At 38.7% G+C, this 26,676-nt stretch carries 27 protein-coding genes and 1 other annotated feature; of the genes, 19 read left to right on the forward strand and 8 right to left on the reverse strand.

From position 1 onward, the window contains the following. The first annotated feature begins 32 nt into the window (after window positions 1-32). Both AAGS61_RS05415 and AAGS61_RS05420 read left to right on the forward strand, forming a co-directional pair. Window positions 33-527 (forward strand): sigma-70 family RNA polymerase sigma factor, encoded by a 495-nt coding sequence (locus AAGS61_RS05415; RefSeq protein ID WP_391368415.1) that lies wholly within the window; start codon window positions 33-35, stop codon window positions 525-527. Beyond that, window positions 524-1,777: a DUF4179 domain-containing protein gene (locus AAGS61_RS05420; RefSeq protein WP_391368419.1), complete on the forward strand. Its 1,254-nt coding sequence runs from the start codon at window positions 524-526 to the stop codon at window positions 1,775-1,777. Before AAGS61_RS05415 ends, AAGS61_RS05420 begins: the two co-directional genes overlap by 4 nt. Before the next feature lie 38 nt (window positions 1,778-1,815). Here AAGS61_RS05420 and AAGS61_RS05425 read toward each other — a convergent pair whose 3' ends face one another. The 5 genes from AAGS61_RS05425 to AAGS61_RS05445 form a co-directional block, all read right to left on the reverse strand. Continuing rightward, on the reverse strand, window positions 1,816-3,099 hold the full coding sequence (locus AAGS61_RS05425) for an ABC transporter permease (RefSeq protein ID WP_391368421.1): 1,284 nt from the start codon (window positions 3,097-3,099) through the stop codon (window positions 1,816-1,818). Between the two features lies 1 nt (window position 3,100). After that, window positions 3,101-3,784 carry an ABC transporter ATP-binding protein gene (locus AAGS61_RS05430; protein WP_391368424.1) on the reverse strand — a complete coding sequence of 228 codons (684 nt, stop codon included), beginning with the start codon at window positions 3,782-3,784 and terminating at the stop codon, window positions 3,101-3,103. 132 nt (window positions 3,785-3,916) lie between these two features. Continuing rightward, window positions 3,917-4,513 carry a LysE family translocator gene (locus tag AAGS61_RS05435; RefSeq protein WP_391369328.1) on the reverse strand — a complete coding sequence of 199 codons (597 nt, stop codon included), beginning with the start codon at window positions 4,511-4,513 and terminating at the stop codon, window positions 3,917-3,919. Window positions 4,514-4,686: 173 nt separating this feature from the next. Further along, entirely contained in the window at window positions 4,687-5,268 is a 582-nt protein-coding gene (locus AAGS61_RS05440) for a class I SAM-dependent methyltransferase (RefSeq protein WP_391368427.1), read from the reverse strand. Continuing rightward, entirely contained in the window at window positions 5,265-6,221 is a 957-nt protein-coding gene (locus AAGS61_RS05445) for a TIGR01212 family radical SAM protein (protein ID WP_391368430.1), read from the reverse strand. Before AAGS61_RS05445 ends, AAGS61_RS05440 begins: the two co-directional genes overlap by 4 nt. 790 nt (window positions 6,222-7,011) lie before the next feature. Between AAGS61_RS05445 and AAGS61_RS05450 the strand changes: the two genes are divergently transcribed. From AAGS61_RS05450 to AAGS61_RS05505, 12 genes are all read left to right on the forward strand, one after another. Further along, window positions 7,012-8,184 carry an MDR family MFS transporter gene (locus AAGS61_RS05450; protein ID WP_391368433.1) on the forward strand — a complete coding sequence of 391 codons (1,173 nt, stop codon included), beginning with the start codon at window positions 7,012-7,014 and terminating at the stop codon, window positions 8,182-8,184. A gap of 97 nt (window positions 8,185-8,281) precedes the next feature. After that, window positions 8,282-8,905, forward strand: coding sequence for a LysE family translocator (locus tag AAGS61_RS05455; RefSeq protein ID WP_391368436.1), 624 nt, complete (start codon window positions 8,282-8,284; stop codon window positions 8,903-8,905). A gap of 78 nt (window positions 8,906-8,983) precedes the next feature. Continuing rightward, window positions 8,984-9,198: a binding site (T-box leader), on the forward strand. 124 nt (window positions 9,199-9,322) lie between these two features. After that, the gene (leuS, locus tag AAGS61_RS05460; protein ID WP_391368440.1) at window positions 9,323-11,737 is read left to right on the forward strand and encodes a leucine--tRNA ligase; all 2,415 of its coding nucleotides are present in this window, start codon (window positions 9,323-9,325) and stop codon (window positions 11,735-11,737) included. A gap of 270 nt (window positions 11,738-12,007) precedes the next feature. Further along, a complete protein-coding gene (gene cobA / locus AAGS61_RS05465) occupies window positions 12,008-12,784 on the forward strand; it encodes a uroporphyrinogen-III C-methyltransferase (protein WP_391368443.1) in 777 nt (258 codons plus the stop codon). Window positions 12,785-12,795: 11 nt separating this feature from the next. Next, window positions 12,796-13,548, forward strand: a complete 753-nt coding sequence (locus tag AAGS61_RS05470) for a sirohydrochlorin chelatase (protein WP_391368446.1) — start codon at window positions 12,796-12,798, stop codon at window positions 13,546-13,548. Beyond that, window positions 13,535-13,681 carry a YezD family protein gene (locus AAGS61_RS05475; protein WP_391368447.1) on the forward strand — a complete coding sequence of 49 codons (147 nt, stop codon included), beginning with the start codon at window positions 13,535-13,537 and terminating at the stop codon, window positions 13,679-13,681. Before AAGS61_RS05470 ends, AAGS61_RS05475 begins: the two co-directional genes overlap by 14 nt. Window positions 13,682-13,702: 21 nt before the next feature. Further along, entirely contained in the window at window positions 13,703-15,484 is a 1,782-nt protein-coding gene (locus AAGS61_RS05480; protein ID WP_391368450.1) for an assimilatory sulfite reductase (NADPH) flavoprotein subunit, read from the forward strand. Window positions 15,485-15,496: 12 nt separating this feature from the next. Next, on the forward strand, window positions 15,497-17,212 hold the full coding sequence (gene cysI / locus AAGS61_RS05485) for an assimilatory sulfite reductase (NADPH) hemoprotein subunit (protein ID WP_391368453.1): 1,716 nt from the start codon (window positions 15,497-15,499) through the stop codon (window positions 17,210-17,212). A gap of 35 nt (window positions 17,213-17,247) precedes the next feature. Then, entirely contained in the window at window positions 17,248-17,859 is a 612-nt protein-coding gene (locus AAGS61_RS05490) for a precorrin-2 dehydrogenase/sirohydrochlorin ferrochelatase family protein (protein WP_391368456.1), read from the forward strand. Between the two features lie 260 nt (window positions 17,860-18,119). Next, entirely contained in the window at window positions 18,120-18,635 is a 516-nt protein-coding gene (locus AAGS61_RS05495; RefSeq protein ID WP_391368458.1) for a sigma-70 family RNA polymerase sigma factor, read from the forward strand. Beyond that, window positions 18,628-19,542, forward strand: a complete 915-nt coding sequence (locus tag AAGS61_RS05500; RefSeq protein ID WP_391368460.1) for a hypothetical protein — start codon at window positions 18,628-18,630, stop codon at window positions 19,540-19,542. Before AAGS61_RS05495 ends, AAGS61_RS05500 begins: the two co-directional genes overlap by 8 nt. A gap of 92 nt (window positions 19,543-19,634) precedes the next feature. Next, complete coding sequence (locus AAGS61_RS05505; protein ID WP_391368462.1) at window positions 19,635-20,081, forward strand: CoxG family protein; 447 nt, start codon at window positions 19,635-19,637, stop codon at window positions 20,079-20,081. Between the two features lie 71 nt (window positions 20,082-20,152). On the opposite strand, the gene AAGS61_RS05510 is transcribed toward AAGS61_RS05505, so the two are convergent. From AAGS61_RS05510 to AAGS61_RS05520, 3 genes are read right to left on the reverse strand one after another with little or no spacing between them, the layout of a single operon-like run. Then, the gene (locus tag AAGS61_RS05510; RefSeq protein WP_391368465.1) at window positions 20,153-20,386 is read right to left on the reverse strand and encodes a hypothetical protein; all 234 of its coding nucleotides are present in this window, start codon (window positions 20,384-20,386) and stop codon (window positions 20,153-20,155) included. A gap of 24 nt (window positions 20,387-20,410) precedes the next feature. Then, window positions 20,411-20,617 carry a hypothetical protein gene (locus AAGS61_RS05515; RefSeq protein ID WP_391368468.1) on the reverse strand — a complete coding sequence of 69 codons (207 nt, stop codon included), beginning with the start codon at window positions 20,615-20,617 and terminating at the stop codon, window positions 20,411-20,413. Continuing rightward, the gene (locus AAGS61_RS05520; RefSeq protein WP_391368471.1) at window positions 20,617-21,216 is read right to left on the reverse strand and encodes a TetR/AcrR family transcriptional regulator; all 600 of its coding nucleotides are present in this window, start codon (window positions 21,214-21,216) and stop codon (window positions 20,617-20,619) included. The genes AAGS61_RS05515 and AAGS61_RS05520 overlap by 1 nt, the downstream gene beginning before the upstream one ends. Window positions 21,217-21,483: 267 nt before the next feature. Between AAGS61_RS05520 and AAGS61_RS05525 the strand changes: the two genes are divergently transcribed. The 5 genes from AAGS61_RS05525 to AAGS61_RS05545 all read left to right on the forward strand — a co-directional run bounded on the left by AAGS61_RS05525 (window position 21,484) and on the right by AAGS61_RS05545 (window position 26,604). Further along, complete coding sequence (locus AAGS61_RS05525; RefSeq protein ID WP_391368474.1) at window positions 21,484-22,578, forward strand: sensor histidine kinase; 1,095 nt, start codon at window positions 21,484-21,486, stop codon at window positions 22,576-22,578. Next, window positions 22,579-23,223 (forward strand): response regulator, encoded by a 645-nt coding sequence (locus AAGS61_RS05530; RefSeq protein WP_391368477.1) that lies wholly within the window; start codon window positions 22,579-22,581, stop codon window positions 23,221-23,223. A gap of 92 nt (window positions 23,224-23,315) precedes the next feature. Continuing rightward, complete coding sequence (locus AAGS61_RS05535; protein ID WP_391368479.1) at window positions 23,316-24,248, forward strand: ABC transporter ATP-binding protein; 933 nt, start codon at window positions 23,316-23,318, stop codon at window positions 24,246-24,248. An 11-nt stretch (window positions 24,249-24,259) separates the two neighbouring features. Next, window positions 24,260-25,504: an ABC transporter permease gene (locus AAGS61_RS05540; RefSeq protein WP_391368481.1), complete on the forward strand. Its 1,245-nt coding sequence runs from the start codon at window positions 24,260-24,262 to the stop codon at window positions 25,502-25,504. After that, window positions 25,504-26,604, forward strand: coding sequence for an ABC transporter permease (locus tag AAGS61_RS05545; RefSeq protein ID WP_391368484.1), 1,101 nt, complete (start codon window positions 25,504-25,506; stop codon window positions 26,602-26,604). Before AAGS61_RS05540 ends, AAGS61_RS05545 begins: the two co-directional genes overlap by 1 nt. Window positions 26,605-26,676 lie beyond the last annotated feature (72 nt).

Here is a 26,676-nt window from a genome sequence, read left to right on the forward strand (position 1 = left end):
TAATACATAAAGAAAGTAAAGAAGGTGGGATTATGGAGAAAATAGCGAAGCGTGCCATCAGGGGAGACCAACAAGCAACCCTTGTTCTGCTTGAAGTATACGAGGAAACATTGTATCGAACAGCCTATGCGTATTTACGCAATGAACATGATGCACTTGACGCGATGCAGGAGCTAGCGTACCGGGCACTAAAGAAAATGCATCAAGTAAAAGAACCTGCCTATGTTAGTACATGGCTCGTACGGGTGTTAATTAATATTTGCCTCGATATGAAAAAGAAACAAGTCCATTACGTATCTCACGATGTTGAATCAAGCTACACATACGAAACCAATTTTGAAGTACTCGATTTAATTAGCCAGCTATCAGCGCAGGAGCAGCAGGCCATTTATTTAAAGTATGTGGAGCAACGGACAAATAAAGATATTGCACACGTACAAAATATCCCTGAAGGTACGGTAAAATCACGTGTACATCATGCACTACGAAAGCTACGACTACTATTTGGCCAAGGAGGGAGAGGATGATGACCCCATTTGATGCTGAAAAGCTAAATAAAGAATTAGATCAAATTAAAGTACCAAAAGACCAGTTAGCGAAAACTAGACAAATAGCCTTCAAAGAAGTACAACAGGAAAAGCATCGAGCAAATAATTGGCGTTATTATACAGTACTCACAGCTACTGTTGCGCTGGCACTTATCTTTTCCATACGTTATATTCCACTCGTGGCAGATACAGCAAAGCGTGTTCCAGGTTTCGCAGACATTGTGTCATTTATAACAGACAATCAACAACATGATTATGAGGAGCTGAATATTACAGAAACTAAAAATAATTTAACCCTCACAGTAAAAGGGGTAATAGCTGACGAAACAGGAATGAGAATTCATTACGCACTCGAAGCACCGTATAATATTTCAGAGCTTCCGATAAAAAAAGTAACAATTTTACAGGATGGGAAGGCAATAGATGGGGCAGTTACTTACGGTTGGTCGGTCGATGGGGAGACGCAAAAATCTGTAGAGGATGTCATTTATAAATTTGTTGAAGGTGAGGATTTACCTAATAAGAAGAACTTTGAGCTTCAAATGACATTTGGAGATAAGGAGAACACAACTTTTAAAATCCCCTTCACGATAAAAAATGATGTTGTGAAAAAGCGTATATATAATATCAAGCAAACCCTGTCCTACGAGGGACAAAAGCTAATTGTAGAAGATGTAACGGTCACACCAACAGCCACTCAGCTTCGCATAACAGTAGCTAATAATAACTCAATGCAAATTTTATCCCTTGGCAATGTACGTATTTTAAATGAGCAAGGTGAGCCGTTCAATACATTAGAAGGTGGGTTAATCGCTTTAGGCGATATTTCTTACGGTGAAGTGACGTATTTATTTGATAGCACAGTACTTGAAGCGAATGGTCCACTTACAATTGAAATTGAAAATATGAATGTGTTACCGAAGGACGATAATTATATTGAAGTAGATTTCATCAAGCAAGAAGTTTTAAAGCAGCCAGCAATAGGAAACGTAACATTTGAAGTAAAGGAAGATAGCCTCATCAAGATTGATGCGGAAGAGGGAAAAGAGGTGCGTCTTAGTCATGCCATCGATGCAAATGGCAAACGCTTTGAAATGGAATCATTTTCTGGTTCGTGGAACGAAGTGCAATATACGTATCCACCAGAAATGAAAAACCCAGTAAAAATATATTTTTACGATTATCCAAACACAGTGCCGTTTAAGGAAGAGATTGTGATTTACGAATAAAGAAAACAAGGATGAGCATCTTGGCTCATCCTTGTTTTTTATAATTCTTGACGTAATGCATGGATTACTTCGATTTTCGTTGCTTTCCGTGCTGGTCGCCAGCCAGATAAAATCGCTACAAGTAAGCTAATGCTACCGGCAATCACGACTAAGCTCAATGGAATGGTAGAGAATGTAATATTATAGCTTGTTAAATCAGCATCCGATAAAGCAAAGGCTAGCACGTGTGGTAAAATAGCATTGGCACTAAAACTAATCGCGTACGATACAATAATCGCTAAGCTTGTTCCTAAGAGACCAATAAATGCACTTTCCATTAAAAATAAGCGTTGAATGAGTGCTGGTGAGGCACCAATCGCCTTTAATACCCCGATTTCACGTGTTCGCTCTGTGACAGCCATGGTCATCGTATTAAAAATACCGATAGAGGCAATTAATACGGCAATCGTTCCGATAAACACAAGACCAATTTTAAAGATTAAGAAGAATAAATCCATTTCCTCTAATTGTTCTACAACAGAATACACTTGATAGCCTTGTTCTTTTAACTTTGTTAACACAGGCATCACATGTTCTAAAGAATCTACATAAATCCTTGAAGATGGGTAGGTCATTAACTGTGGGAACGTAGTCATAATATCTTGTCCAAATTGAATAGAGGTATCTTGGTACCACTCGTAAGAAGGTGCTTTTAATATACCGACAACAGTAAAGGTTGTTGGCTCAGAAAGTGTACCATCCTCGTCTAGTGTCAGTGTTAAAACGATTTCCTTCCCTAAAATATCGCCTTTATAGCCTTCCTCTTCTCCGTTATACCATGTTCCGTTCGCTTCTGCTTCCTTTGCCTTGCGTTCAATCTCTGCTTCGTCTGCCTCATTTAATAAGCTTTGTGCATAATGATAGCCAACTACGATTTCATTCGCCGTTTGTGGTAGTCGACCAGCACTTAAGTTAGAAGGAAGCTTTGCCTGTGCATCCATATCGACTATAATCCCTTGTGAATGGCCTGTTCGATCCTCAAACGTCGATTGCACAACACCACTAATGTCTGCTTTTTTTAGTACGACATTCACGTGCTCTAAGTTATTAATCCATTGTTCATCTTCGGCAGATAAGCTTTCTTCCCCCCAAAGTTGAATTTCTGTAATTTCTTCTTGGTTTAACAATTCATTTCGCATCGTATCTTGTATACCAAAGCCAATGGACGCGAGGACAATTAAAAAGGCACAGCCAATCATCGCCGCTAGTACGGTTGTTGTGACACGTAGCTTATTTTTTTTCATATGTTGCCAGACAAATTGTAATTGATCTTTAAATAGCATCTTAAATTTCCTCCATTAATAATCCGTCTGACATCCGCAAGATTCGGCTGGCGATAGAAGCCACTTCCTCATCATGGGTAATAATGACGAATGTGACGTTGCTTTCTTTGTTTAATTGTTGCATGAGCTGTAAAATTTCTTGTTCCGTTTGCATATCTAAGCTACCGGTTGGTTCGTCTGCTAATACAATTGGTGGGTCCGTAATCATGGCGCGTGCAATGGATACGCGCTGTTGTTGTCCACCAGAGAGCTCATTTGGATAATGATCGGCTACTTCTGTTAAACCGACTCGCTTTAGCATATCCTGTACTTTTTTCTGACGAATCGTAGGGCTAATTCCTTTTAGCTTAAGTGGTAATTCAATGTTTTCCGCCACATTCTGTCCAGGTAACAGCTGAAAATTTTGAAAGATAAAACCGAAGTGCTGTAAACGAAAAGCAGCACTTTGCTTCTCAGTAAAATGGGCGGTTTCAATGTCGTGTATTTGAATAGAACCACTATTTGGTTTTAAAAAGCCTGCGATGACTTGCAGTAGTGTCGACTTACCAGAGCCGCTTTTTCCGACAATGGAGATAATTTCGCCTTGCTGCACATTAAAATCAATGCCTTTTAATACTTCTACCTTCTTTTCCTTACCTTTTTTGCCAATCATAAATGCATGGTGTAATGATTGAACTGTAATCATATGCTCATTCCTTTATATTTTAGTAAGTTAAGTGTATAAGCTGAATCTGAAGATATAGGATGGAGCTTTCTGAAGATTTTCTTAAGAAATAGCAAAGAGGATCAGAAAGTTGTTACTTTCTGACCCTCTTTGTTACTTCTCTAATGCGAGCTTTATACCAAATCCAACTAATACAGCACCAGTTAAACCTTCAATCACCATTTTAGTTTTTGGCTTCTTCATAAAGGCACTAATTTTATCTAATAAATAGACGTAAAATACAAACCATAAAGCGGTTAATCCTGTATAAATAAGTCCCATCATTAAAAATGGACCGAATGTATTGCTTGTGCCATCGACAAATTGAGGTAAGAAGGTTAGGAAAAATACAGCTACTTTTGGATTCGTGACATTTGTTAAAAAGCCTTGCTTAAAGCATGAGTGGCCTGTATATTTATTGCTTTCCTCTGCATCCTCTAGCTGTTGGTTGTGAAGATTTCGCATCGCCCATAAGGTTTTAATCCCTAAATAGCATAAATAAACCGCACCTACGTATTTAATCACAGCAAATAAATACGCTGATTTCACAACGATTGCGGATAGCCCGACAACTGCAGCGAATGTATGAATAAGTAAGCCACAGCATGAACCGAGCATCGTTTGTAGCCCACCAACTCGCCCCACGACTAATGTATTTTTCGTCGACACCGCCGTATCAGGTCCAGGCAAAATAATCAACAACATACACATGACTATAAATAACGAGATATTTATCAATTATAAGACACCTACTTTTTGTTGAATTCTAAAAATTATGAAATTACTATACCATAAATGCTACTAACTTAGAATATTCTGATGAATGAAAGCGGGTGTTTAATACAAGCAAATGTCCCTAATAAAAAGAGCTAAGGGTGTGTCCCTCAGCTCTCGGTTGTATATTCTTTTACTTTTTCTAATGCGATAATAAATGGTGGATCGTTTTTTTGATTTAAAAATTCATAACGTAGGACGTGGATAGATTTTTGAGGTAGATTGCTTACAAAACGAATGACCTCGTCCCGTTCCTCTTTCCCGCCTTCATGCCCGTGATAAATGACTAATACAATGATGCCGCCAACCTTTAATAGTGTTAGTAAACTTTCAAGTGCTTGAATCGTTGTATTGGGGCGCGTAATAATCCCGTGGTCACTGCCAGGTAAGTAGCCCAGGTTGAAGATAGCGCCAGCAATCGGTTTTGTCACGTGTTTTGCCACATTTTCATGTCCATCATTCAGCACAAGGGCACGGTGTTCTAGTGCATGATCTAACAGACGGTGTAATGTGGCATCTACCGCTTGTTTTTGTACATCGAATGCATAGACAAAGCCATCATCCCCAACAAGTTGTGCTAGAAATAGCGTATCATGTCCATTGCCAGCAGTGGCATCTACGGCAATATCGCCTGTTTGAATCGCCGATTTTAATAATGTTTGTGCATATTGAAGTACCCGTTCTAGTTTCATTTTGCTGTGTCCGCCTTGTAGTATTTCCCTTGCCATGAGCCGCGACGTGCAAGCTCTGCATCAATTCCATTTAATACTTCCCATTTATTGACGCTCCACATTGGCCCAATCATTAAATCAATTGGTCCGTCCCCCGTAATGCGGTGAATAATCATATTAGGAGGTAGCACTTCCAGCTGGTCAGCTACTAGCTGAATATAGGCATCTTGCTCCATAAACTCAAGCATTCCTTTTTCATATTGTTTGACGAGCGGCGTACCTTTTAATAAATGAAGTAAGTGAATTTTAATTCCTTGTACATCGAGCTTTGCCACTTCACGTGCTGTTTCCATCATCATATTGTAATCTTCTAGCGGTAAGCCATTAATGATATGTGACACAATTCGAATATTGTGCTTACGTAATTTTTCTACACCTTCTACATATGTTTGGTAATCATGTGCGCGGTTAATTAAGTTTGCTGTCTTTTCGTGCACGGTTTGTAGGCCTAATTCGACCCAAAGATACGTGCGCTCATTTAACTCGGCTAAATATTCGATTACATCATCGGGTAAACAGTCAGGACGTGTCGCAATACTTAATCCCATAACACCTTCACAAGCAAGTGCTGCTTCGAACTTTTCCTTTAATACTTCAAGTGGTGCATGGGTATTTGTATAGGCTTGGAAGTAAGCCATTGTTAAGCCGTCTTTCCACTTGTTTTCCATCTTTGCTTTAATTTTTTCGAATTGTACAGGGATTGGATCGACTTTATTTCCAGCAAAATCACCAGATCCCGCAGCCGAACAAAACGTACAACCACCAAAGGCAACCGTACCATCTCGATTTGGACAATCAAAGCCCGCATCTAGTGCGACTTTATAAACTTTTTTACCGAACTCATTTCGCAAATAGCGATTCCATGTATAATAACGCTTCCCGTCAGATGGGAAGGGGAAATTTGTTTCTGTCATATATGTCACTCCTCTAACGCTCTATTTTAACATGTAGAGGAAAACAAGTCATTGGCTATCCATTATGTTATAAAAAATAAAACGTAACTTAGAATGAGTAAATCCTGAAATATATATTACCAGTTTAGTAACCGTTGATTTCCGCTCCATTCGGCTCGCTTTCCACGGGCATGGCCTCAGCCTCCTCGTCGCTCGCTCCTGCGGGGTCTTCAGCTCATGCGATTCCCGTAGGAGTCTCGCCGATTCCGCTTCAATCAATGGGCAAGTCATTTTTAATCACGTTTTTCTAAAAAACATGCTTCATAAAGGAAATATTTTGATAATCAACACATCTGGTTCAATACAATAATCAGTTGCTAAAAAGAAAGAAAGATTCTCATCTATTACGGTAGGGGCTAGGCAATTATACTTGCAACTAGAAAGAAATTGATTTCTTTTAAAGAAGAGAAATGTTTTTCTAGTATATCGAGAAGTATTCACTTTTTGCCGTAGCGCGCCATCGCCACAGGAGCCAAGATTTTCTTTGCGACGAAAGTGCAACGTCAGGAGCAGGAACAGGAGATCCAAACAGGCCACGCCTGTTTTAGCTCCTGTGTAGGCTGTGGCAAAGCGCGGAGGCTATGATACAAACCTTTCACTATTTAAATGGTATTTTTAGGGTGCATTTTGCTCATTACGAGTTATTAAACACTTTAGCTATTGAATAGTATAGAAAAAATTTCTTCTTGTATATTTTCAAAAACAGGCATAGACTGATATTTTGTGAATCGAAGTAAATGGAGGACGGATTGTGCCAAAACGTGTATGGTTTTTAATTGTTGGGATGTTTTTTAATACAGTTGGCAGCTCTTTTTTGTGGCCTTTAAACAGCATATATATTCATAATCATTTAGGCAAAACGTTAACGATGGCGGGCATCGTGTTAATGCTTAATTCGTTGGCTGGTGTTTTTGGGAATTTACTTGGGGGCTATTTGTTTGACCGTATCGGTGGTTTTAAAACAATCTTCTTTGGTGTAACTGCGAATCTTGCAGTGTTAGGACTACTCACAATATGGCATGACTTCACACAATACGTTGTGTTTTTAACTTTCTTAGGTTTTACGTCAGGGATCATCTTTCCATCGATGTATGCACTAATTGGCAGTACATGGCCAGAAGGTGGAAGACGCGCATTTAATACATTATTTTTAACGAATAATGTAGGGGTAGCGATTGGACCGGCATTGGCAGGGATTATTGCAGATATGAATTTTGAGTATGTGTTTATTACGAATTTAGCTACATATTCTATTTTCTTTATGATTGTGATTACAACGTATAGACGTTTTGATATAGACGGTATGGCGCCTAAAAATATTATCGCTGAGGGAGGGGGCGTTCATGTAAAGGCGCCACTTTATGCGATTTTAATTTTAAGCACGTCACTGATTTTATGTTGGCTATCTTATACGCAATGGAGTGCGACCATTTCTTCTTATACACAGGAGCTTGGGATGAGTTTATCGCAGTATAGTGTACTGTGGACAATTAACGGTTTGCTCATTGTGGCGGTACAACCAATTATTCGTCCGCTTGTCCGTCATTGGGAAGACAAATTAAAAAATCAGCTTGGATTCGGTTTGTTACTCATGTCAGTATCTTTTGTTTTTGTGTATTATGCGGATGATTTTAAAATGTTTGTGACGGCAATGGTTGTACTGACACTGGGTGAAGTGTTCTTTACACCCGTTATCCCAGCCATCGCCAATAAACTGGCACCTCAAGGGCGACAAGGGTTCTATCAAGGTATCGTCAATAGTGCGACGACGATAGGGCGTATGATTGGTCCGCTACTCGGTGGTTTTATGGTAGATCTGTATGGCATGCAAGTACTGGCGATTATTTTAACAATCGTATTGATCGTTGCGATTATCCCATGTTTACTATTTGACCGCCCATTAAAACGTGTGAAGTTCGAATAGACAGTTGTACTGCTAATTTGCTGCGATGAAAAACCTCTTGGAATTTTTATTCAACTCGAGTTATAATTATAAGAATTATTTTCCGAGGAGTGAGGGAATGCAGGAGATTTGGATGTTTACAGCAGTGGCACTCATGATCGTTATGGTGCCTGGAGTGGATTCACTTCTTGTATTAAAAAATACAATGATACATGGGAAAAAAGCAGGCTTCTTTACGATGGTAGGAATTGTCGTTGCCCTTTTCGTCTGGACAACTCTTGCTGTTTTAGGACTAGCTACCATTATCTCGAAGTCAATCGTTGTGTTCTTGTTTATTAAATACGCAGGGGCAGCGTATTTAGTGTACTTAGGAATCCAATCATGGCGTGCAAAGGCGCAAAAGATGATGTTGCAAGAACAGGCTGCACCAAGTCATCATAAAAATGCCTCTTTAAGCTGTATGGTGCAGGGGATTACAACGGATTTACTAAATCCGAAAACGTTACTATTATATGTCACGTTAATGCCGCAATTTATTCAACCAGAGTTTAATGTAAATTCGCAATTGATTGTATTAGCAGGTATTCTCATTGTTTTATCGATTGTCTGGCTAGGGATTGTCATTTTTGTCATTAACGGTATCCGAAAATGGTTTATGAAACCGGTCGTACAAAGTGTTTTTAATAAAATGACAGGTGTATTATTAATCGGAATCGGTGTTCGAATCGCAAAAGAGCAATGATCTAAGGGTGGGAATCCAACGAACATAAGAAAACACTTGTGCTTTTTACATTCTTCCATTAAAATAAATGCAATATTATGAACGACTATGATGAGGAATAGTAGGTTTGGATACTTTTAAGAGAGCTGGCGGTTGGTGTGAGCTAGTATGAGGATAAACTGAACTCGCCTCTGAGTTTGCCATTCGTGAAATAAGTAGCGAATAGCCGTGTTTTCGCGTTAAGAAATTTGAGCTGAGTGCAGTGTCACTAATGTGGGTGGTACCGCGGGAGTTAAAATTCTCTCGTCCCTTCTTTTACGGAATGGGGCGAGTTTTTTTATTTTTTGAAATATTTCGCCAATTCAGCTTAAAATATAGACGGTAAAGCGAATACTAGAAAAAGTCGAATGTAAAACCTTTATAGAGGAGGAAATTATTGTGAGTTTTAATCATCAACAAATCGAAAAAAAATGGCAGCAATATTGGTTAGATAACAAAACGTTCAAAACAGAAAATGAAGAGTCAAAACCAAAGTTTTATGCATTAGATATGTTCCCGTATCCATCAGGTGCTGGTCTTCACGTAGGTCACCCAGAAGGTTACACAGCAACAGATATTTTATCTCGTTATAAGCGTATGAATGGTTATAATGTATTGCACCCAATGGGCTGGGATGCATTTGGTCTGCCAGCAGAGCAATACGCACTTGATACAGGAAATGATCCAGCTGAATTTACGGCAAAAAATATCGCAACATTTAAGCGCCAAATTCAAGAACTTGGTTTCTCTTACGACTGGGATCGTGAAATTAACACAACAGACCCAAGTTACTACAAATGGACACAATGGATTTTTACTAAATTAGTGGAAATGGATTTAGCTTATGTAGATGAAATTCCTGTAAACTGGTGTCCAGCACTTGGTACAGTACTTGCAAACGAAGAAGTAATCGATGGTAAATCAGAGCGCGGTAGTCACCCAGTAGAGCGTCGTCCAATGAAGCAATGGATGCTGGCAATTACAAAATATGCAGATCGTTTAATCGACGATTTGGAAGAAGTAGACTGGCCAGAATCCATTAAAGATATGCAACGCAACTGGATTGGTCGTTCTGAAGGGGCACAAGTGAAATTTGCAGTGGCTGGTACAGATAAAGACTTTGAAGTGTTCACAACACGTCCAGATACGCTATTTGGTGCGACTTACTGTGTGCTTGCACCAGAACATAAATTAGTTGCTGAAATTACGACACCAGAGCAAAAAGAAGCGGTTGAAGCATACTTAGAAAAAGTGAAAATGAAGTCTGACTTAGAACGTACAGATTTAGCAAAAGAAAAAACAGGTGTATTCACAGGAGCTTATGCGGTGAACCCAATTAGCGGGAAAGAAGTACCGATTTGGATTGCTGACTATGTACTTGCAACATATGGTACTGGTGCAATCATGGCTGTTCCTGCACATGATGAGCGCGACTATGAATTTGCCAAAGAATTCGGCTTAGACATCGTGGCAGTACTTGAAGGTGGCGACATTGAGAAAGAAGCGTTCACAGGTGACGGTTCACATATTAATTCTGACTTCTTAAACGGTTTAAATAAAGAAGAGGGGATTAAAAAAGCGATCGAATGGTTAGAACAAAACGGCGTTGGTGAAAAGAAAATTTCGTACCGCCTACGTGACTGGTTATTCTCACGTCAACGTTATTGGGGCGAGCCAATTCCAGTAATTCATTGGGAAGATGGCACAATGACAACAGTCCCTGAGAATGAACTACCGCTTGAATTACCAAAAACAGATAATATCCGTCCTTCTGGTACAGGCGAATCACCACTTGCCAATATTGAAGAGTGGGTAAATGTTGTAGACCCTGTGACAGGGAAAAAAGGTCGTCGTGAAACGAATACAATGCCGCAATGGGCTGGTTCAAGCTGGTACTTCTTACGCTACATCGATCCAAACAACGATCAGCAACTAGCGGATCCAGAGTTACTAAAACGTTGGTTACCAGTAGATATTTATATCGGTGGTGCAGAACACGCGGTTCTTCACTTACTATACGCTCGCTTCTGGCATAAAGTACTGTACGATTTAGGGGTCGTACATACGAAAGAGCCATTCCAAAAGTTATTTAACCAAGGGATGATTCTAGGTGAAGGTAACGAAAAAATGTCAAAATCAAAAGGCAATGTCGTAAACCCTGATGAAATCGTAGAAAGTCACGGTGCAGATACGCTTCGTCTATACGAAATGTTCATGGGACCACTAGAGGCATCTGTCGCTTGGTCAACAAATGGCTTAGATGGTGCACGTCGTTTCTTAGATCGTATTTGGCGTTTATTCGTAACAGATGAAGGGAAACTAGCGGACAAAGTGCAAGTATCAGATGATAAAGCACTTGAAAAATCATATCACCAAACTGTGAAAAAAGTGACAGAAGATATTGAAGGAATTCGCTTCAATACAGCAATTTCACAAATGATGGTATTCATTAACGATTGCTATAAAGCACAAGTTATTCCACAAGCGTATGCAGAAGGCTTTGTGAAGTTAATCGCACCAATCGCGCCGCATATCGCAGAGGAGCTTTGGGCAATTTTAGGACATGAAGGTACAATTTCATACGTAGAATGGCCAACTTATGATGAGTCAAAGCTTGTTGACGACGAAGTAGAAGTAGTTGTACAAGTATTAGGGAAAGTACGTGCGAAAGTAAAGGTAGCAAAAGATGCTTCGAAAGAAACATTAGAAGCAGCTGCACTAGCAGATGAAAAAGTACAAGAATTTATCGCTGGAAAAGAGATTGTCAAAGTCGTTGTTATTCCAGGTAAATTAGTCAACATTGTTGTAAAATAAACATACATGATGAAGAGCTATATGTAGGAGCATTCCTTTACATATAGCTCTTTTCTTTATCGTTTAGGAAGGAATTTTTTAAAAATTCTAAAACATAGTTGACTAATAGGTATTATATGCTTATAGTATTGTTAACATGTAATTCATTCCAAAAACAAAATCGATTGCTGACTATAAAAAATAGAGGCAATTTTAATCTAGATTTGCGTACTTCCATATACGGTATTTAGATTAAAATTGCTTTTTTAGTACCTAAAAGGGGGTATAACAATGGGAAAAGTATATATTGTAGGGGCTGGCCCAGGGGACGCCGAGTTAATTACAGTAAAAGGGCTTCGTGCGATTCAGGAAGCGGATGTTATTTTATACGACCGTTTAATTAACAAGCAGTTACTTGAATATGCGAAGGAAGATGCAGAATTAATCTTTGTTGGGAAGCTGCCGAAATATCATGGCGTTATTCAAGAGCGTATTCATAGTTTGCTCGTACAACACGGGAAAAAAGATAAAGTGGTAACACGTTTAAAGGGTGGTGACCCATTCGTATTCGGGCGCGGAGCAGAAGAAGCAGAGGTGCTAGCAGAGGCGAATATTCCATTTGAAATTGTGCCTGGTATTACAGCAGGCATTGCCGCACCAGCCTACGCAGGTATTCCCGTAACGCATCGTGATTATAGTTCAAGCTTTGCGATTGTCACAGGGCATATGCGTGAAGGGAAAGAGGATTCCATTAAGTGGGAAAGTTTAATCGGTATTGATACACTCGCCATTTATATGGGGGTTGGGAATCTTCCTTATATTTGCGGGCAACTTATACAATACGGGAAATCAGACGATACACCTGTTGCGCTCATTCATTGGGGTACAACAGATGTACAACGCACAGTAATCGGTACATTAAAGACGATTGTACAAATTGCGAAAGATCAGCAAGTCGAAAATCCAAGCATGATTATTATCGGCGATGTAGTAAATGTACGTGAGAAAATTCAATGGTTTGAAAAAGAGCAGTATTACAAACAACTGCGTCAAGAAATTTCAGTATAAGGGGTGAGGCTATGCAAGCTGTTTTATACGTTGCACATGGAACCCGTGTCAAAGCGGGGGTTGATGAAGCACTGCGCTTCATTGAGAAAGTAAAGCCTAGAATTGATGCACCGATTCAGCAAGTAAGTTTTCTTGAGCTAGTACAGCCGTCTATTTTGCAAGGTGTGACGAAGTGTGTACAGCAAGGAGCTACTAAAATTGCCGTTGCACCGATTTTATTATTAACAGCTAATCATTTAAATCACGATATTCCGAATGAAATAGCTGAGGCAAAAAAGCATTTTCCACACATACAATTTACAATTGGAGAAGCATTTGGCGTTGATGAGCGGTTGGTGGAAACATTACACCATCGATTAGTAGAAATGGATGAAGAGGTAAAAGGTGCAAATGTTTTGCTAGTGGGACGCGGCAGTAGTGATCCGGCGGTGAAAAGAGATTTAGGGGAAATTGCGGCATTATTGAAGAAGAAGGCCGGTTTACACGAAGTAGCGACATGCTACCTATATGGAAAAGGTGTCTCTTTTGAACAGGCATTACAGCAGCTATTAGCTGAAAACCGGAAAACATTTATTATTCCGTATCTTTTATTTTCAGGCTTATTAAAGCAGCATATCGAAACAAAGATTGAAGAAATTCAACATGTCAATCAGGCCATTCTATTGTGTAACTGCCTTGGTTACGACAAGCAAGTCCAGCATGTATTTGTCGATCGCATTCATCAATTAATGGGGAAAGGGAGATGTATTTATGAGTACGCGTAAAGAGAATGTCGAAATCACATTGGAGAACGTAAAGAAAATGGTTGATTCCATGCGATACGGCACGATTACACTTGTAATTCAAGATAACTATGTCGTACAAATTGAAAAAAATGAAAAAATTCGTTTGAAATAATGAAAATGAGGGGCGAAAAACGTGACATTACAAGTAATTAATAGTCCATTTACAGAACAGCAAGTGAAGTTGTTAAATGAGGTCATTCCGAATTTAACAGAACAACAAAAGGCGTGGTTAACAGGTTATTTATCAGCTGCCACTACAAGTGCAGCAGTTGTTGTGCAAGAGCTAGAAGCTGCACGAGTACCCGTGCAAACAAAAGACATTACGATTTTATTTGGTTCGCAAACGGGTAATAGCCAACAATTAGCGAAAAAATTAGCTGCAACGATTGCGAGTGAAGAACATAATGTAACAGTTTCTTCGATGAGTGATTTCAAAGTAAATAATTTAAAGAAATTAGATCATCTATTTATCATAGCGAGTACACACGGTGAAGGAGAGCCACCAGATAATGCGATTAGCTTCTATGAGTATTTACATAGCAAGCGTGCGCCGCAACTACCACAATTAAAATATTCCGTTTTAGCACTAGGTGATACGTCTTATGAGTTTTTCTGTAAAACGGGGATTGACTTGGATGAACGCTTAAAAGCATTAGGGGCAAAGAGCATTGTACCGCGTGTTGACTGTGATGTGGATTACGAAGAAGCAGCGAATAAGTGGATTGAACAAGTAAACAGTGTATTAGCAACAACGGGTAGTAGTGCGACTATAAAACCTACTAATCAAATAAGTAATGTTAGTAAAGAGTATTCGCGTAATCAGCCGTTTTTGGCAGAAGTATTAGAGAAAATTAATTTAAATGGGCGAGGCTCCAATAAAGAAACGGTTCATTTAGAGCTGTCGCTTGAAGGCTCAGGTTTACTATACGAGCCAGGGGATGTCTTAGCGATTGTTCCTGAAAATAACGACCAGCTTGTAGCTCTTTTACTAACAGCTTTACAATTCGATGGTTCACAACATGTGACAGTGGAAGGCAATGAAGTCGCGCTACAACAAGCACTCAAACAATTAGATATTACAGCATTATCTAAAACATTGCTCAGTAAATTTGTACCATTTACTGCAAATGAAGCATTGGCAAAATTACTAGAAGAGCGCGAAGCATTGAAAGCGTATGTATACGGTCGTGACGTCATTGATATTGTGCAGGAATTTGGACCATGGACGTGGACACCACAACAATTTGTTGAGCAATTACGTAAAATTCCAGCCCGTGAATATTCTATCTCAAGCAGTTATGCTGCTTATCCAGAAGAAGTTCATTTAACAATTGGCAAAGTGTTTTATGAAACAGCTGGCCGTTACCGTGAAGGCGTTGTGTCAGGAAATATAGCGTCGAATGTAGAAGTGGGCGATCAATTAGCTGTTTACGTCAAGCAAAATCCAAACTTTAAATTAGCAGAACCAGCAACACCGATTATTATGATTGGTGCAGGAACAGGCATTGCCCCATTCCGTTCATTTTTACAAGAACGAGAAGAGCAAGGTGTTGTCGGGAAGTCATGGCTGTTCTTTGGTGACCAACATTTCGTCACAGACTTCTTATACCAAGTAGAATGGCAAAGATGGTTGCAAGAAGGTGTATTAACAAACTTAAACATTGCCTTTTCTCGTGACCAAAAAGAAAAAATATATGTTCAACATCGTCTACTTGAACAGGCGGAGGAAGTATATAAATGGATTGAAGCTGGTGCAGTCATTTACTTATGTGGGGATGAAAAAACGTTAGGGCATAGTGTACATGAAGCACTTATTACAGTAATTGAACAACAGAAACAAGTATCACACGAAGAAGCAACAAATTATGTGAAAGAATTACAAGCACAAAAACGTTACCAACGTGATGTGTATTAAGGGGGAAGAACAATGTCACAAAAAATCGTATTGCCACCGCAAGAAGGACCATTAAGTGATGTAGAACGAATTAAAGAAGAAAGTAATTATTTACGTGGAACGCTCGAAAAAACGATGGAATATCCGATTAGTTCGGGTATTCCAGATGATGATAACCGTTTAATGAAATTCCATGGTAGCTATTTGCAAGATGACCGTGATGTACGGAATGAACGGGCTAAATCTAAGCTTGAGCCCGCTTATCAATTTATGGTACGTGTTCGAACGCCAGGTGGAGTGGCAACAGCAGCGCAATGGTTAGTGATGGATCAATTGTCAGACGAAGTTGGGAATGGCACATTAAAATTAACGACACGCCAAGCATTCCAGTTACACGGCATTTTAAAATGGAACGTCAAAACATTTATGCAAGGTATCAATGACGTATTGCTAGATTCAATGGCTGCGTGTGGCGATGTAAATCGTAATGTTATGTGTAATGCAAATCCATACCAATCGAAATTACACGAAGAAGTATTCCAATGGTCTGCAAAATTAAGTGAGCATCTGTTACCGCGTACAACAGCCTACCACGAATTATGGTTAAACGGTGAAAAGGTCGTCGATACACAAGACGAGGTCGAGCCAATTTATGGGTCACTGTATTTACCACGTAAATTTAAAATCGGTGTTGCTATTCCACCTCACAATGATGCAGATATTTATTCGCAAGATATTGGCTTTATTGCGATTGTGGAGGATGAAAAGCTAGTCGGTTTTAACGTATTAGTTGGTGGCGGTATGGGCATGACACATGGTGACAATGAAACATACCCGCAGCTTGGCCGTTTATTAGGCTTTATCACACCGGATAAGCTACTTGAAACAGCAGAAAAAATTATTACAATTCAACGTGACTACGGGAATCGGAAGGAACGTAAAAATGCGCGCTTTAAATACACGCTTGATAAGCGTGGCTTAGATTGGTTTAAGGAAGAGTTAAACCGCCGCTTAGGATGGCACGTACAAGAAGCACGTTCATTTAAATTTGATCATGTAGGTGACCGCTATGGTTGGGTGAAAGGGGACGATGGCAAATGGCACTATACATTATTTATTCAAAACGGTCGCATTAAAGATTTTGAGGGCTATCCGTTAAAAACGGGCTTACGGGAAATTGCGAAAGTGCATACGGGTGAATTCCGCTTAACGGGGAATCAAAATCTTGTCATCGGTAATGTATCACCACAGAAAAAGAAAAAAATCGATGAGCTGTTAAAGCAATACCATATTACAGCCGGTGAGTTTTATTCGGCTCTTCGTCGCAACTCCATCGCCTGTGTATCATTACCAACATGCGGTCTTGCGATGGCAGAGGCAGAGCGCTATTTACCATCATTGATCGATAAAATGGAAGAGATTTTAGATGAAGTTGGCTTACGTGATGAAGAAATTGTCATTCGTATGAGTGGTTGCCCAAATGGGTGTTCACGTGCGGCAATGGGTGAAATCGGCTTTATCGGAAAAGGACCAGGCAAATACAATCTGTATTTAGGTGGCGGCTTTACAGGGGATCGTTTAAATAAAATATACCGCGAAAATATTGGGGAAGCGGAAATTTTAGCGGAATTACGACCAATTTTAGCACGCTATGCAGAAGAACGTACGCCAGGCGAACGTTTCGGTGATTTTGTCATTCGTGCAGGTTATGTAAAAGCGACAACGGATGGTACTAATTTCCACGCTTAATATACAAAGACAATAACAAAAGAGGTGGTGATTTGATGCTACCGATTAGTGTAAAACTAACAAACAAGAAATGCATCGTTGTCGGTGGAGGAAAAATCGCCTACCGTCGTACAAAAACACTGCTTGAAGCAGGAGCACATATTACCATTATTAGTCCTGAGTTGTTAGTAGAGCTGCGGTTACTTGTAGAGCAAGGTAGGGTGGAATGGCTTGCGCGTCCATTTGACGATGGCGATTGTATCGGTGCCTTTTTAGTCATCACTGCGACGAATCGCCGGGCTGTCAATGCGCGTGTGGCGGTAGATTGTCAAAGAAATCAGCTGATCAATATGGCGGATGACCCGGAAAATAGTAACTTTCATTTTCCAGCTATTGGGCGTAAAGGTGCTTTATCCATTGCAGTTTCGACTGAGGGAACTAGTCCTGTTTTAGCAAAGACTATTCGTGACCAAGTAATGGAACAGTTTGACGATGGGTTTGAACAATATATGATATTTGCGAAAGAAGCACGTGAACTGATTTTATCGTTAGGATTTACAGAGGAAAGAAAGCGTGAATTATTAAAAGAAATTGTCGATCAGCGATATATTTATCTAGAGGCACAACAGCAATTTTTAGCACATTTAAAAAGGCCCTTTGTTCATTAAACTCCAGCGACTTTTCCATTCCTTAAGAAAGGGTGCATCTATCTTCCATGTTGATTTTAATAGAATGTAAAAAAGCTGCTCAATATTGGTTTGCCTTATTTACGAAAGTGGCAAAGCAAACGGTGGGTGATTGTTAACGATAAAAGCAGAAAAAGCTATCCTGAATAGGGATGGCTTTTTTCTATTTTGTATAAATATTTCCTGGTAATTTGAAACTATTTTCGGAAAATATGCGACTATAAGGAAAGAGAGGTGAGGGTATGACAAAAGAGTTACAGGAGGCTATGCAAATGTATGGGGAATACTGCATGCGGGTTGCGTATTTATATGTGAAAGATTGGACAGCGGCAGAAGAAGTTGTGCAAGATGTATTTCTAGCATATTACCACGAAAAAGATCGTTTCCGTCAAGCCTCTTCTTTAAAAACATATTTAGTCAAAATAACTGTACATAAAAGTCATGATTACCTTCGTAGCTGGCGTGCGAAAAAGAGACAGCTCATCGCACCATTTCAGATGAAAACGAAAGAACAATCGATTGAGCAGCAAGCGATTAGGCAAGATGAGCGTCGTATTTTAGTCGATGCTTTACTGAAACTGCCAATGAACTATCGAGAAGTATTAATTTTACATTATTATGATGACTATAAACTGCGAGAAATTGCAGACATTTTAGGAATTAGTGAAAATACAGTGAAAACGAGGATTCGCAGAGGAAGAGAGAAGTTAAAGGACGTGTTGCAACAAGAACAATGGGAGGTGTTACTACATGACTAAATGGAAGGAGCAAATTGACCGTGAACTTGGTACAGAGCAAAAATTTACACGAGCATTACAACGGAAAATAGAAGCGAAGGCGGGAAGAAAGCGGAGTGTGAATGGACGATATGGGGTTGTACTGCTCGGAATGGTAGCTGTATTAGCACTCCTTTTCATTGTTGGACCAAGTCAATCGATAAAATGGGAAAACACCACATCACTAGAACAATCTAATAGGTCAATTAAAGCGTTTTATATTAGTATATTGCCAACAGAAGAAGAAAAGTTTACTGCAAGAAATGGTTGGTATATAGGTATTAAACGTTATACGAGTGCACAAGATCGTCAATTTATGCAGAGAATATTAAGTGAAGCAGAGCCTGGTGATGCGGCTATTCTTTCATATCAGAATGGGCAGGATTTATTGGTAGAGCTAGTATCTGGTGAGCAATTATCGTTAAAATTTTATGATTTTTCCTCTTGGGTTGGGTTTAAAAATGTGACAACAGGGGAGTTTTATATTTTAGCAGGTGAGGATGTTGCTACGTATTTAGCAGATTATACACCGGAGTTGAATGTCGTATCGTTTTTAGTAGTGAACTGTATATTGTTATTACTGAATGGACTTGCAGAGAAGTGGTTAAAAAAACGTTATCATATTAGCGGAAGAAATATACGATACGCCAATAAAAAGCATTATTGGGTAATGACAGCGGTTAGTGTATTGTTACCGATAGGAATCATATTTTTCCTTCAAAACTTTATGCTTCATAAAGGGCTATTACTATTAATCATTGGGGGAATATTGATACTTGATTTAGTTTTTGTTCAAAAATATGAGGAGCTTGAAGTAGTAAAGAAATTTTCATGGGTTCGAACAGGTATTACAATAATAGTATTTACTATTGGATTGTCTTATCTATAATAAAATACCTATTTTCCAAATCGATGTTATTATGTAATATTGTATGTGTAAAAGGTATTTTTACGTAAATCAGATGGAAAGTTGGTATAGTTATGGCGCAAGCATCGCATTCAGTAACGGTTCCAGTAAGCGTAAACCAAGTTTGGGATTTTGTTAGTAAAATTGAGAAATGGGCAACACTCGTTCCGGCATACAAAGAGCATGAGCAAATCGATGAAAACAAATCTGTTTGGACGTTTGAAGGTAATATGAAAGGTCTGAAAAAGACAGTGCAAATCGAATTAAATATTGTAGAATTGAGCGAACCAAACAATATTAAATTCGAATTTAAAGGGATTACAGAAAACTTCTCAGGTAGCGGTCAGTTCCAAGCGGAAGCACACAGCGACGGTACGAAAATGACAGGTACAGTAGAAGCAACTGCGGGCGGTATTGCTGCAGTAGCATTAAACCCAATGATTAAAATGGTATTACCAAAAGTAACAACACGTTTAACAGAAAAAATTGCCCGCACGCTGCAAAGTGTAGGGGTTAATTAAAAAAGTGTAGGACAACCCCTACAAACTAAAACCACCAATTATACTGGTGGTTTTAGTCGTTTAAAGAGGTATTACATTTTTCTTATTTCAATTGTTGTGGCAATAGAACTGATAGTACTAATCGTCCCTAAAACTAATAAAGGTATCGAAGAATTTATCACGCCTAATGTTACGCCTCCCACTCCTAAGGTAGTTGTAAAATATCTACTAAGCTTTAATTTTGATTTAGTAGCTTTTGGAATAGTCATGTTAACACCGGCTAATTTATTTACCTTTGTGAAAGTGGCATCTAAATATTTAATCATGTTGATTCCTCCGTTTGAATGAATTTATAAGAACATACTAATAGCTGGATTGATTAGTAGTAATACACTAGAAACTAAAAGATAAACGCCGTATTTCTTCTTTTTTGCCATACAATATAAACCGACTATAAATACGATTAATGCGAGAGCGAATGACATGTAGTTAAATGTGGCTGCGGAATCATTTTGTAGAGAATGGATAAACAATAGATCATACGGTAATGGATTCATTAGTTATTGTCCTCCTTATCAGTTTCGAAAATTTGATGGATGGAACTATCAAGTAAAAAGCTGAATATTTCTTGCTTGTTATAGCCAAAGTCTTTTTCCATTGTGGCAGTAAATAATAACGTACTAAAGATGCCATATGCTTGTTCTTTTGAGATTTTTAGCTGTAGACCGGAATGCTCTAAAACATTATGGAGAAAATGTTCATCATTTTCTCTGAAGCTTTCAATTTCTTCTTGTGGTAACTTATTTAAAAATAATACGTAGTCGGGACTATTGAAGTTATACAATTTCGGGTGTTTTATATATTCTTCAAAAAGCCATTGCATCGCTTTTTTAAAACCTTCAATACCTGGGGTAGTCTCCATAATCGAATGCCATTGTTCTTTCAATTGATGTTGAATCATCAATAGCACTTCTAGAAAAAGTTCCTCTTTTGTTTCATATAATCTGTAAAAAGATCCAGTTGATATCCCTACTTCCTTCGTTAGAAAAGCGATGTTCGTTAATTTGTATCCTTTCGTTTTCCAACCAGTTGCGCAAGCTTCACGCAACTTTTCTTTCAGCAATTGAATATCGTCCTCTGTAAAGTATTTACCCATTGAATGCTCCTTTCATTAGTAGCCACTACCTTTTTAGTGAATATCTAAATGAAAATATTCATGAATATAATTTAACTAATATTCATTTAAATGTCAAACTTTAGAAAAGGGCAATTTTATTTAACGTTAATTTACTATTTTATTGTATCTTTAGAGTAAGATGTATTATTATACGAATTATTTATAATATGGTAAAATTTGTTCTTTTATTTAAGAGAATGAATTAAGCTGGAAGAAAGTAAAAAAACACTAGATAGGAGAGTGTAAATGAAGGTTTTGGTCATGCGATATGTTAGTTTATTAATTTTAATTGCGACATTCATTATCCATACGTTTTTAACGAAACAATCGATTACGGCTGCTTTTTTTGTTTGTGCTGCCATTTTGACATTGTATTTCATCACGCCACTTATGAAGAAAGCGCGGGGCATTAGTGATGTATTGGTTGCACTGATTCTTTTTAGCGGAGTATTTGCTTCACTTGATGTTTTATACATATTGCCACTTATCGCTTTTTTTATGATAGAAGGGAGTTTTTCGCTCCCGTCTAAATCATACAGTATATTTATTGGTTTCATTATTGCGTTGAGCATATGCTTCACGATCGGTCAGTGGATGCCGCTGTATAGTTTGTTCTTTATGATTCTATTAGCTGTTTGTTCGTTATTATTACATTACTATATTAAAGCTTCCAATGAAAAAAACATCTTATATGAGGAGTTACTAGGACAGTATCGCGCCTTAAAGCGTTCATCAGTCGAGCAGGAGCAGCTTGTTCGTGCAGAGGAGAGAACGAAAATTGCGCGGGATATGCATGATTCAGTAGGGCATAATTTAACGGCTTTGCTCATGCAAGTGGAGATGATGTCAATTCAAAACTCTACGGATTTACTAGATGAGGTGAAAGAACTTGCTAAAAAAAGTCTTGATGAAACACGCTATGCGGTACGACAACTAAAATCGACCGAAACGTATGGCATTGAATCCGTTCTGCAATTAATTCGGAAGTTAGAGATAGAAAGTCGTTTACATATTCGTTTTACTATTGAAAAAGGCGTACTCTCCTTAGCGATTTCTAATAATCAAAGTATTGTGTTATATCGCATCTTACAGGAATGTTTAACGAATGCGATGAAATATAGTGAGTCGAAGGAGGTTGATATTATTTTAGGCCGAGATTCATTACAACAACTATGCTTTACCGTGAAAAATAAAGTGAGTACACCTACACCGATTGTGCACGGCTTTGGGTTAAAAAATATGGCGGAGAGAATACAGGAAATTGGTGGACACTTGCAAGTTTATAAAACAGCGCAGCAATTTATCGTAGAAGGTTCTTTTCCGCTAAAGGAGAGCAAGTAAATGGCATACCACATTTTATTAGTAGAGGATCAACTGATTGTGCGAAATGGTTTAAAAATGATTATTGAGCAAGATGAATCCCTTTGTATTGTAGCGGAGGCTAGCAATGGGAAGGAAGCATTGGCGCTGCTAGAAAAAGTGCATGTTGACCTTGTGTTACTAGATATCCGGATGCCTGAGATGAACGGTATAGAGGCAACAAAGCATATCCGAAAGCGTTTCCCTCATATGAAAATACTGATTTTAACAACATTTGATGATGAAGAATATGCGTATCAAACATTAAAAGACGGAGCAAGTGGCTTTTTATTAAAATCGGATGAGCCAACAAAACTGATTGCAAGCATACACAGCGTTTTAATCGGTGGGATGGTTATTCAAGAAGATGTTGCCGCTAAGCTGATGCCGAAATTATTACATCAATCGATTACGCCAATGCAAACAGAGCAGTCTGTATCTTTTACAGAACGTGAATTAGACATTATTAAACTTGTTGGAGAGGGAAGAACGAATAAGGAAATTGCCGCTACGTTGTATTTGTCAGTTGGTACAGTGAAAAATTATATTACGAATATTTTAACCGAGCTGGAGCTGAGGGACCGTACGCAGCTGGCGATTTATGCTGTACGTAATGGGTTTGTGTGAAAAGTGACGGAGGTCATATGAGGAAATGACGCTAGCTAGTCGTCGCAATATGTGTAGATTGCTAAAGTAGTACATAAGAGGAGGTTATTGCGATGATAGAAGTTGTGAATTTGACGAAAACATTTAAAAAGGTGAATGCTGTCGATCATTTAAATTTGCATATTGAGCCAGGGGAAATCGTCGGTTTACTCGGACCTAATGGTGCTGGAAAATCAACGACGATTGCCATTATGTCCACCCTTATTCAACCGACAAAAGGGGATGTTTTATTACAACGTAAAAGTGTGTTGAAAAACCAAAGGGCACTAAGAGAAGTATTGGGGGTTGTACCTCAAGAAATTGCGTTATATGAAGAGTTAACAGCTCGAGAAAATTTAGAATTTTTCGGCAGTATTTATAAAATTCCAAAGAAAAAATTACTCGAGCGTATCGATACAGTATTAAAGCAAATTGGGCTTGAGCATGAAGTGAAGAAGTTGGTCAAACATTATTCCGGTGGGATGAAGCGACGCCTAAATATTGGGGTGGCACTACTGCATGAGCCAGAATATTTAATTATGGATGAACCGACAGTGGGGATTGACCCACAATCAAGGAACCATATATTAGAGACGGTGAAGAAGCTCAACAAAGAGGCAAATACAGCGATTATTTATACAAGTCACTACATGGAAGAAGTAGAGTACTTATGTGACCGCATTTATATTATGGATAAAGGACGCATCATTGCAGCGGGGACAAAAGATGAAATTAAGGCGATTTTATCGTCTGAAAAAACAATTGTATTAAAGCTAGAAAAGCATTCCAATGATTTTGCCACAGCTTTAATGGGGCAAGGTGCTTTATCGAATGTACATGTGAAGGAAGCTGATATTTCATTTACTGTGGCGAAAAATACAGACTTTCTACCAATTCTTTTACCGTTATGTGAAAAGTACGGCATCGTGTTAAAAAGCTTTCATGTAGAAGAGCCAACCTTGGAGGATGTGTTTTTACATTTAACAGGTCGTGCATTAAGGAATTAGGAGGGGAAGTCATGTTTTTAGCGCTAATTCGTAAACAGTTAAAAGTATTATGGCGTAACCCTCAAGAGCTCCTACTTCTTTTATTGTTACCCATTATATTAATTAATATTATTGGGTTTGCATTAGGCTCTTTAATGGGGCAGGATAGTGAAGCGATTCAGATTGACGTGGCGCTACTACAACAGGATGATGAACAGCAAGGGCTTCAAGCGTTTGTGGAGACGATGGCATTAGATGAAGAGATAGAAGCTCGGTTGGTCGACATGCTCCCTATTTCGATGCTTGTAGACAACGTGTTTAAAGATATGGAAATGCAGGAACTGTTGACTGTAACGAAACTGAAACCAAATGAACTGGAAGAAGCTCGTAGTAAAGGGGATTATAGCGCCATTATTGAAGTACCTAAAGGATTTACCGAGGCGTTTTATATGTCTATTTTTGCTGGCGGAGAAAGACCGAATCTTCAAGTGTATTTAAATGATGATAAAGAAATTACAGCATCCGTTATACAAAGAGTCTTAGATTCGTATCAGTACCAATACTCACTAATGACTCAATTGGCGTCAAATGGTTATTTATTAGAGGAGGTAGTATTGCCAGCAATAGAAATCGCTTCTTCTATTTCAACGGTGAATGAAAAAGAGCCGATTTCAACGAGTGCGTATTATACATTTAGTATGAGTGTCATGTTTATTTTATATATGGCCGGGACAATTGCGAGTCAAGCTTATTTGGAAAAGCAGATGCACATTTTTGACCGTATTTTATTAGCGAATATGCAGCCCGCGATTTACTTAATCGCCATTTGTATGTCGACCGTTATTTTATCGATGCTTCAAGTATTTATTTTATTTGTCGTAGCGCACTTTATGTTTGATATCTCATTTACGAATGCACCGATGTATTTAGTTGTAACATTTATGCTCGCACTTGTAGTCGGTACTATCGCGGCATTACTGTCAGCGCTGAACTATCGTATTAATTCTGCAGGCGCTTCGAATGCTTTTAGTACGACATTTGTGGCGATTTTAGCTTTGTTAGGTGGGAGCTTTTTTAGCTTTAGTAGTTTTGCGCCTACGATTGCAGCGATTGGCAATTGGACACCAAACGGGGCAGCCCTTCAAAGTTACTTAGCCCTTCAGCAAGGGGGCACTTTTGACCAAATTGCCTCTTATATAGGCATATTAGGCATGTTAGCGATAGTTTGTTTTATAGCTGCCTTTGTATTGTTTCCGAGAAGAGGTGGAGTCGCATGATGGACATTTTAAAAACAAAATTTTTATTGTTAAAAAGAAAGCCAGGCGAGTTTATTGTCATTACGATTGTCATTTGTGTGTTTGCGTATATTATGGGGATTGGCCAACAAGCAAAGCAGCCAATTGCGGTTCATTCTGCGTTAGATGAAAAGCAAATAGAACAAGTATTAAACGAATTAGGGAAATTATCAAACTATGAATTTTCTGTTTATGAAGAAGATGAGGCAAAGGTTTTAGTAGAAGAGGGGAAAGTAGACGTTGCTGTTTTTTTACAGGATGATCGTTATGATTTACTCGTGTCCACGGATTTTATGAATGCAAACTTGTTTCAAAATGAGCTCGAGGCCATTTATCAGAATATTGTGCAACAGTTTGCGATTGTAAATGCTTATCCAGAGGAAATGCAACAAGAGGTGACAACTGCTATTTCACAGGCAAAAGTAGAACCGAGTTTTGCTATTCAGTATAACAGTTTTGGGAATGATCAAGGTTTTGAATGGGATGCTAAGCTGCATAGTTTGTTTGGCTTTGCGCTATTTATGGTCATCTATACAGTAGCAAGTGGTGTGAATCATCTTGTGATGGAGCGAAGAAACGGTGTGTGGAATCGATTAACGGTTGCCAGTATTCAAAAATGGGAAGTGTATGTAGCGAATTTAACGTATACATTTTTGCTCGGTTATTTGCAGATTGTCATTGTGCTATGCATCTTTCATTTTGGTGTAGGGGTTGATTTTTATGGAGGGTTTGCACAAAGTCTCATTGCGGTCATTCCATACTTGCTTTGTGTCATTGCCATTGCGATTTTTGTGGCTTCAATTGCGACTACACCAGGACAGTTTAACGCAGTTATGACAGTGATCGCCATTCCATTTGCAATGCTCGGTGGTGCTTACTGGCCGTTAGAAATTGTTTCGTCCAAAATGATTTTAGCGTTATCGTATATATCACCGATTACGTATGGGTTAGAAATGTTAAAGGGTGTTACCATTGGTGCTAGCACTTTTACCGAGCTACTTCAACCGTTAAGTCTACTATTATTTATGACAGTCATTTTTATGGGGATAGGTATTAATGTGTTAGAGAAAAAGAGTAGTTAGATAAAGAAGTGAGCGTTTCGTTGCGCTCACTTCTTTTTGAATGAAAAAATCGCGGGTATTTCACTTGGATTC

It is taken from the genome of Lysinibacillus sp. KU-BSD001, from assembly GCF_042920265.1.
Taxonomy (GTDB): Bacteria; Bacillota; Bacilli; order Bacillales_A; family Planococcaceae; genus Lysinibacillus_B.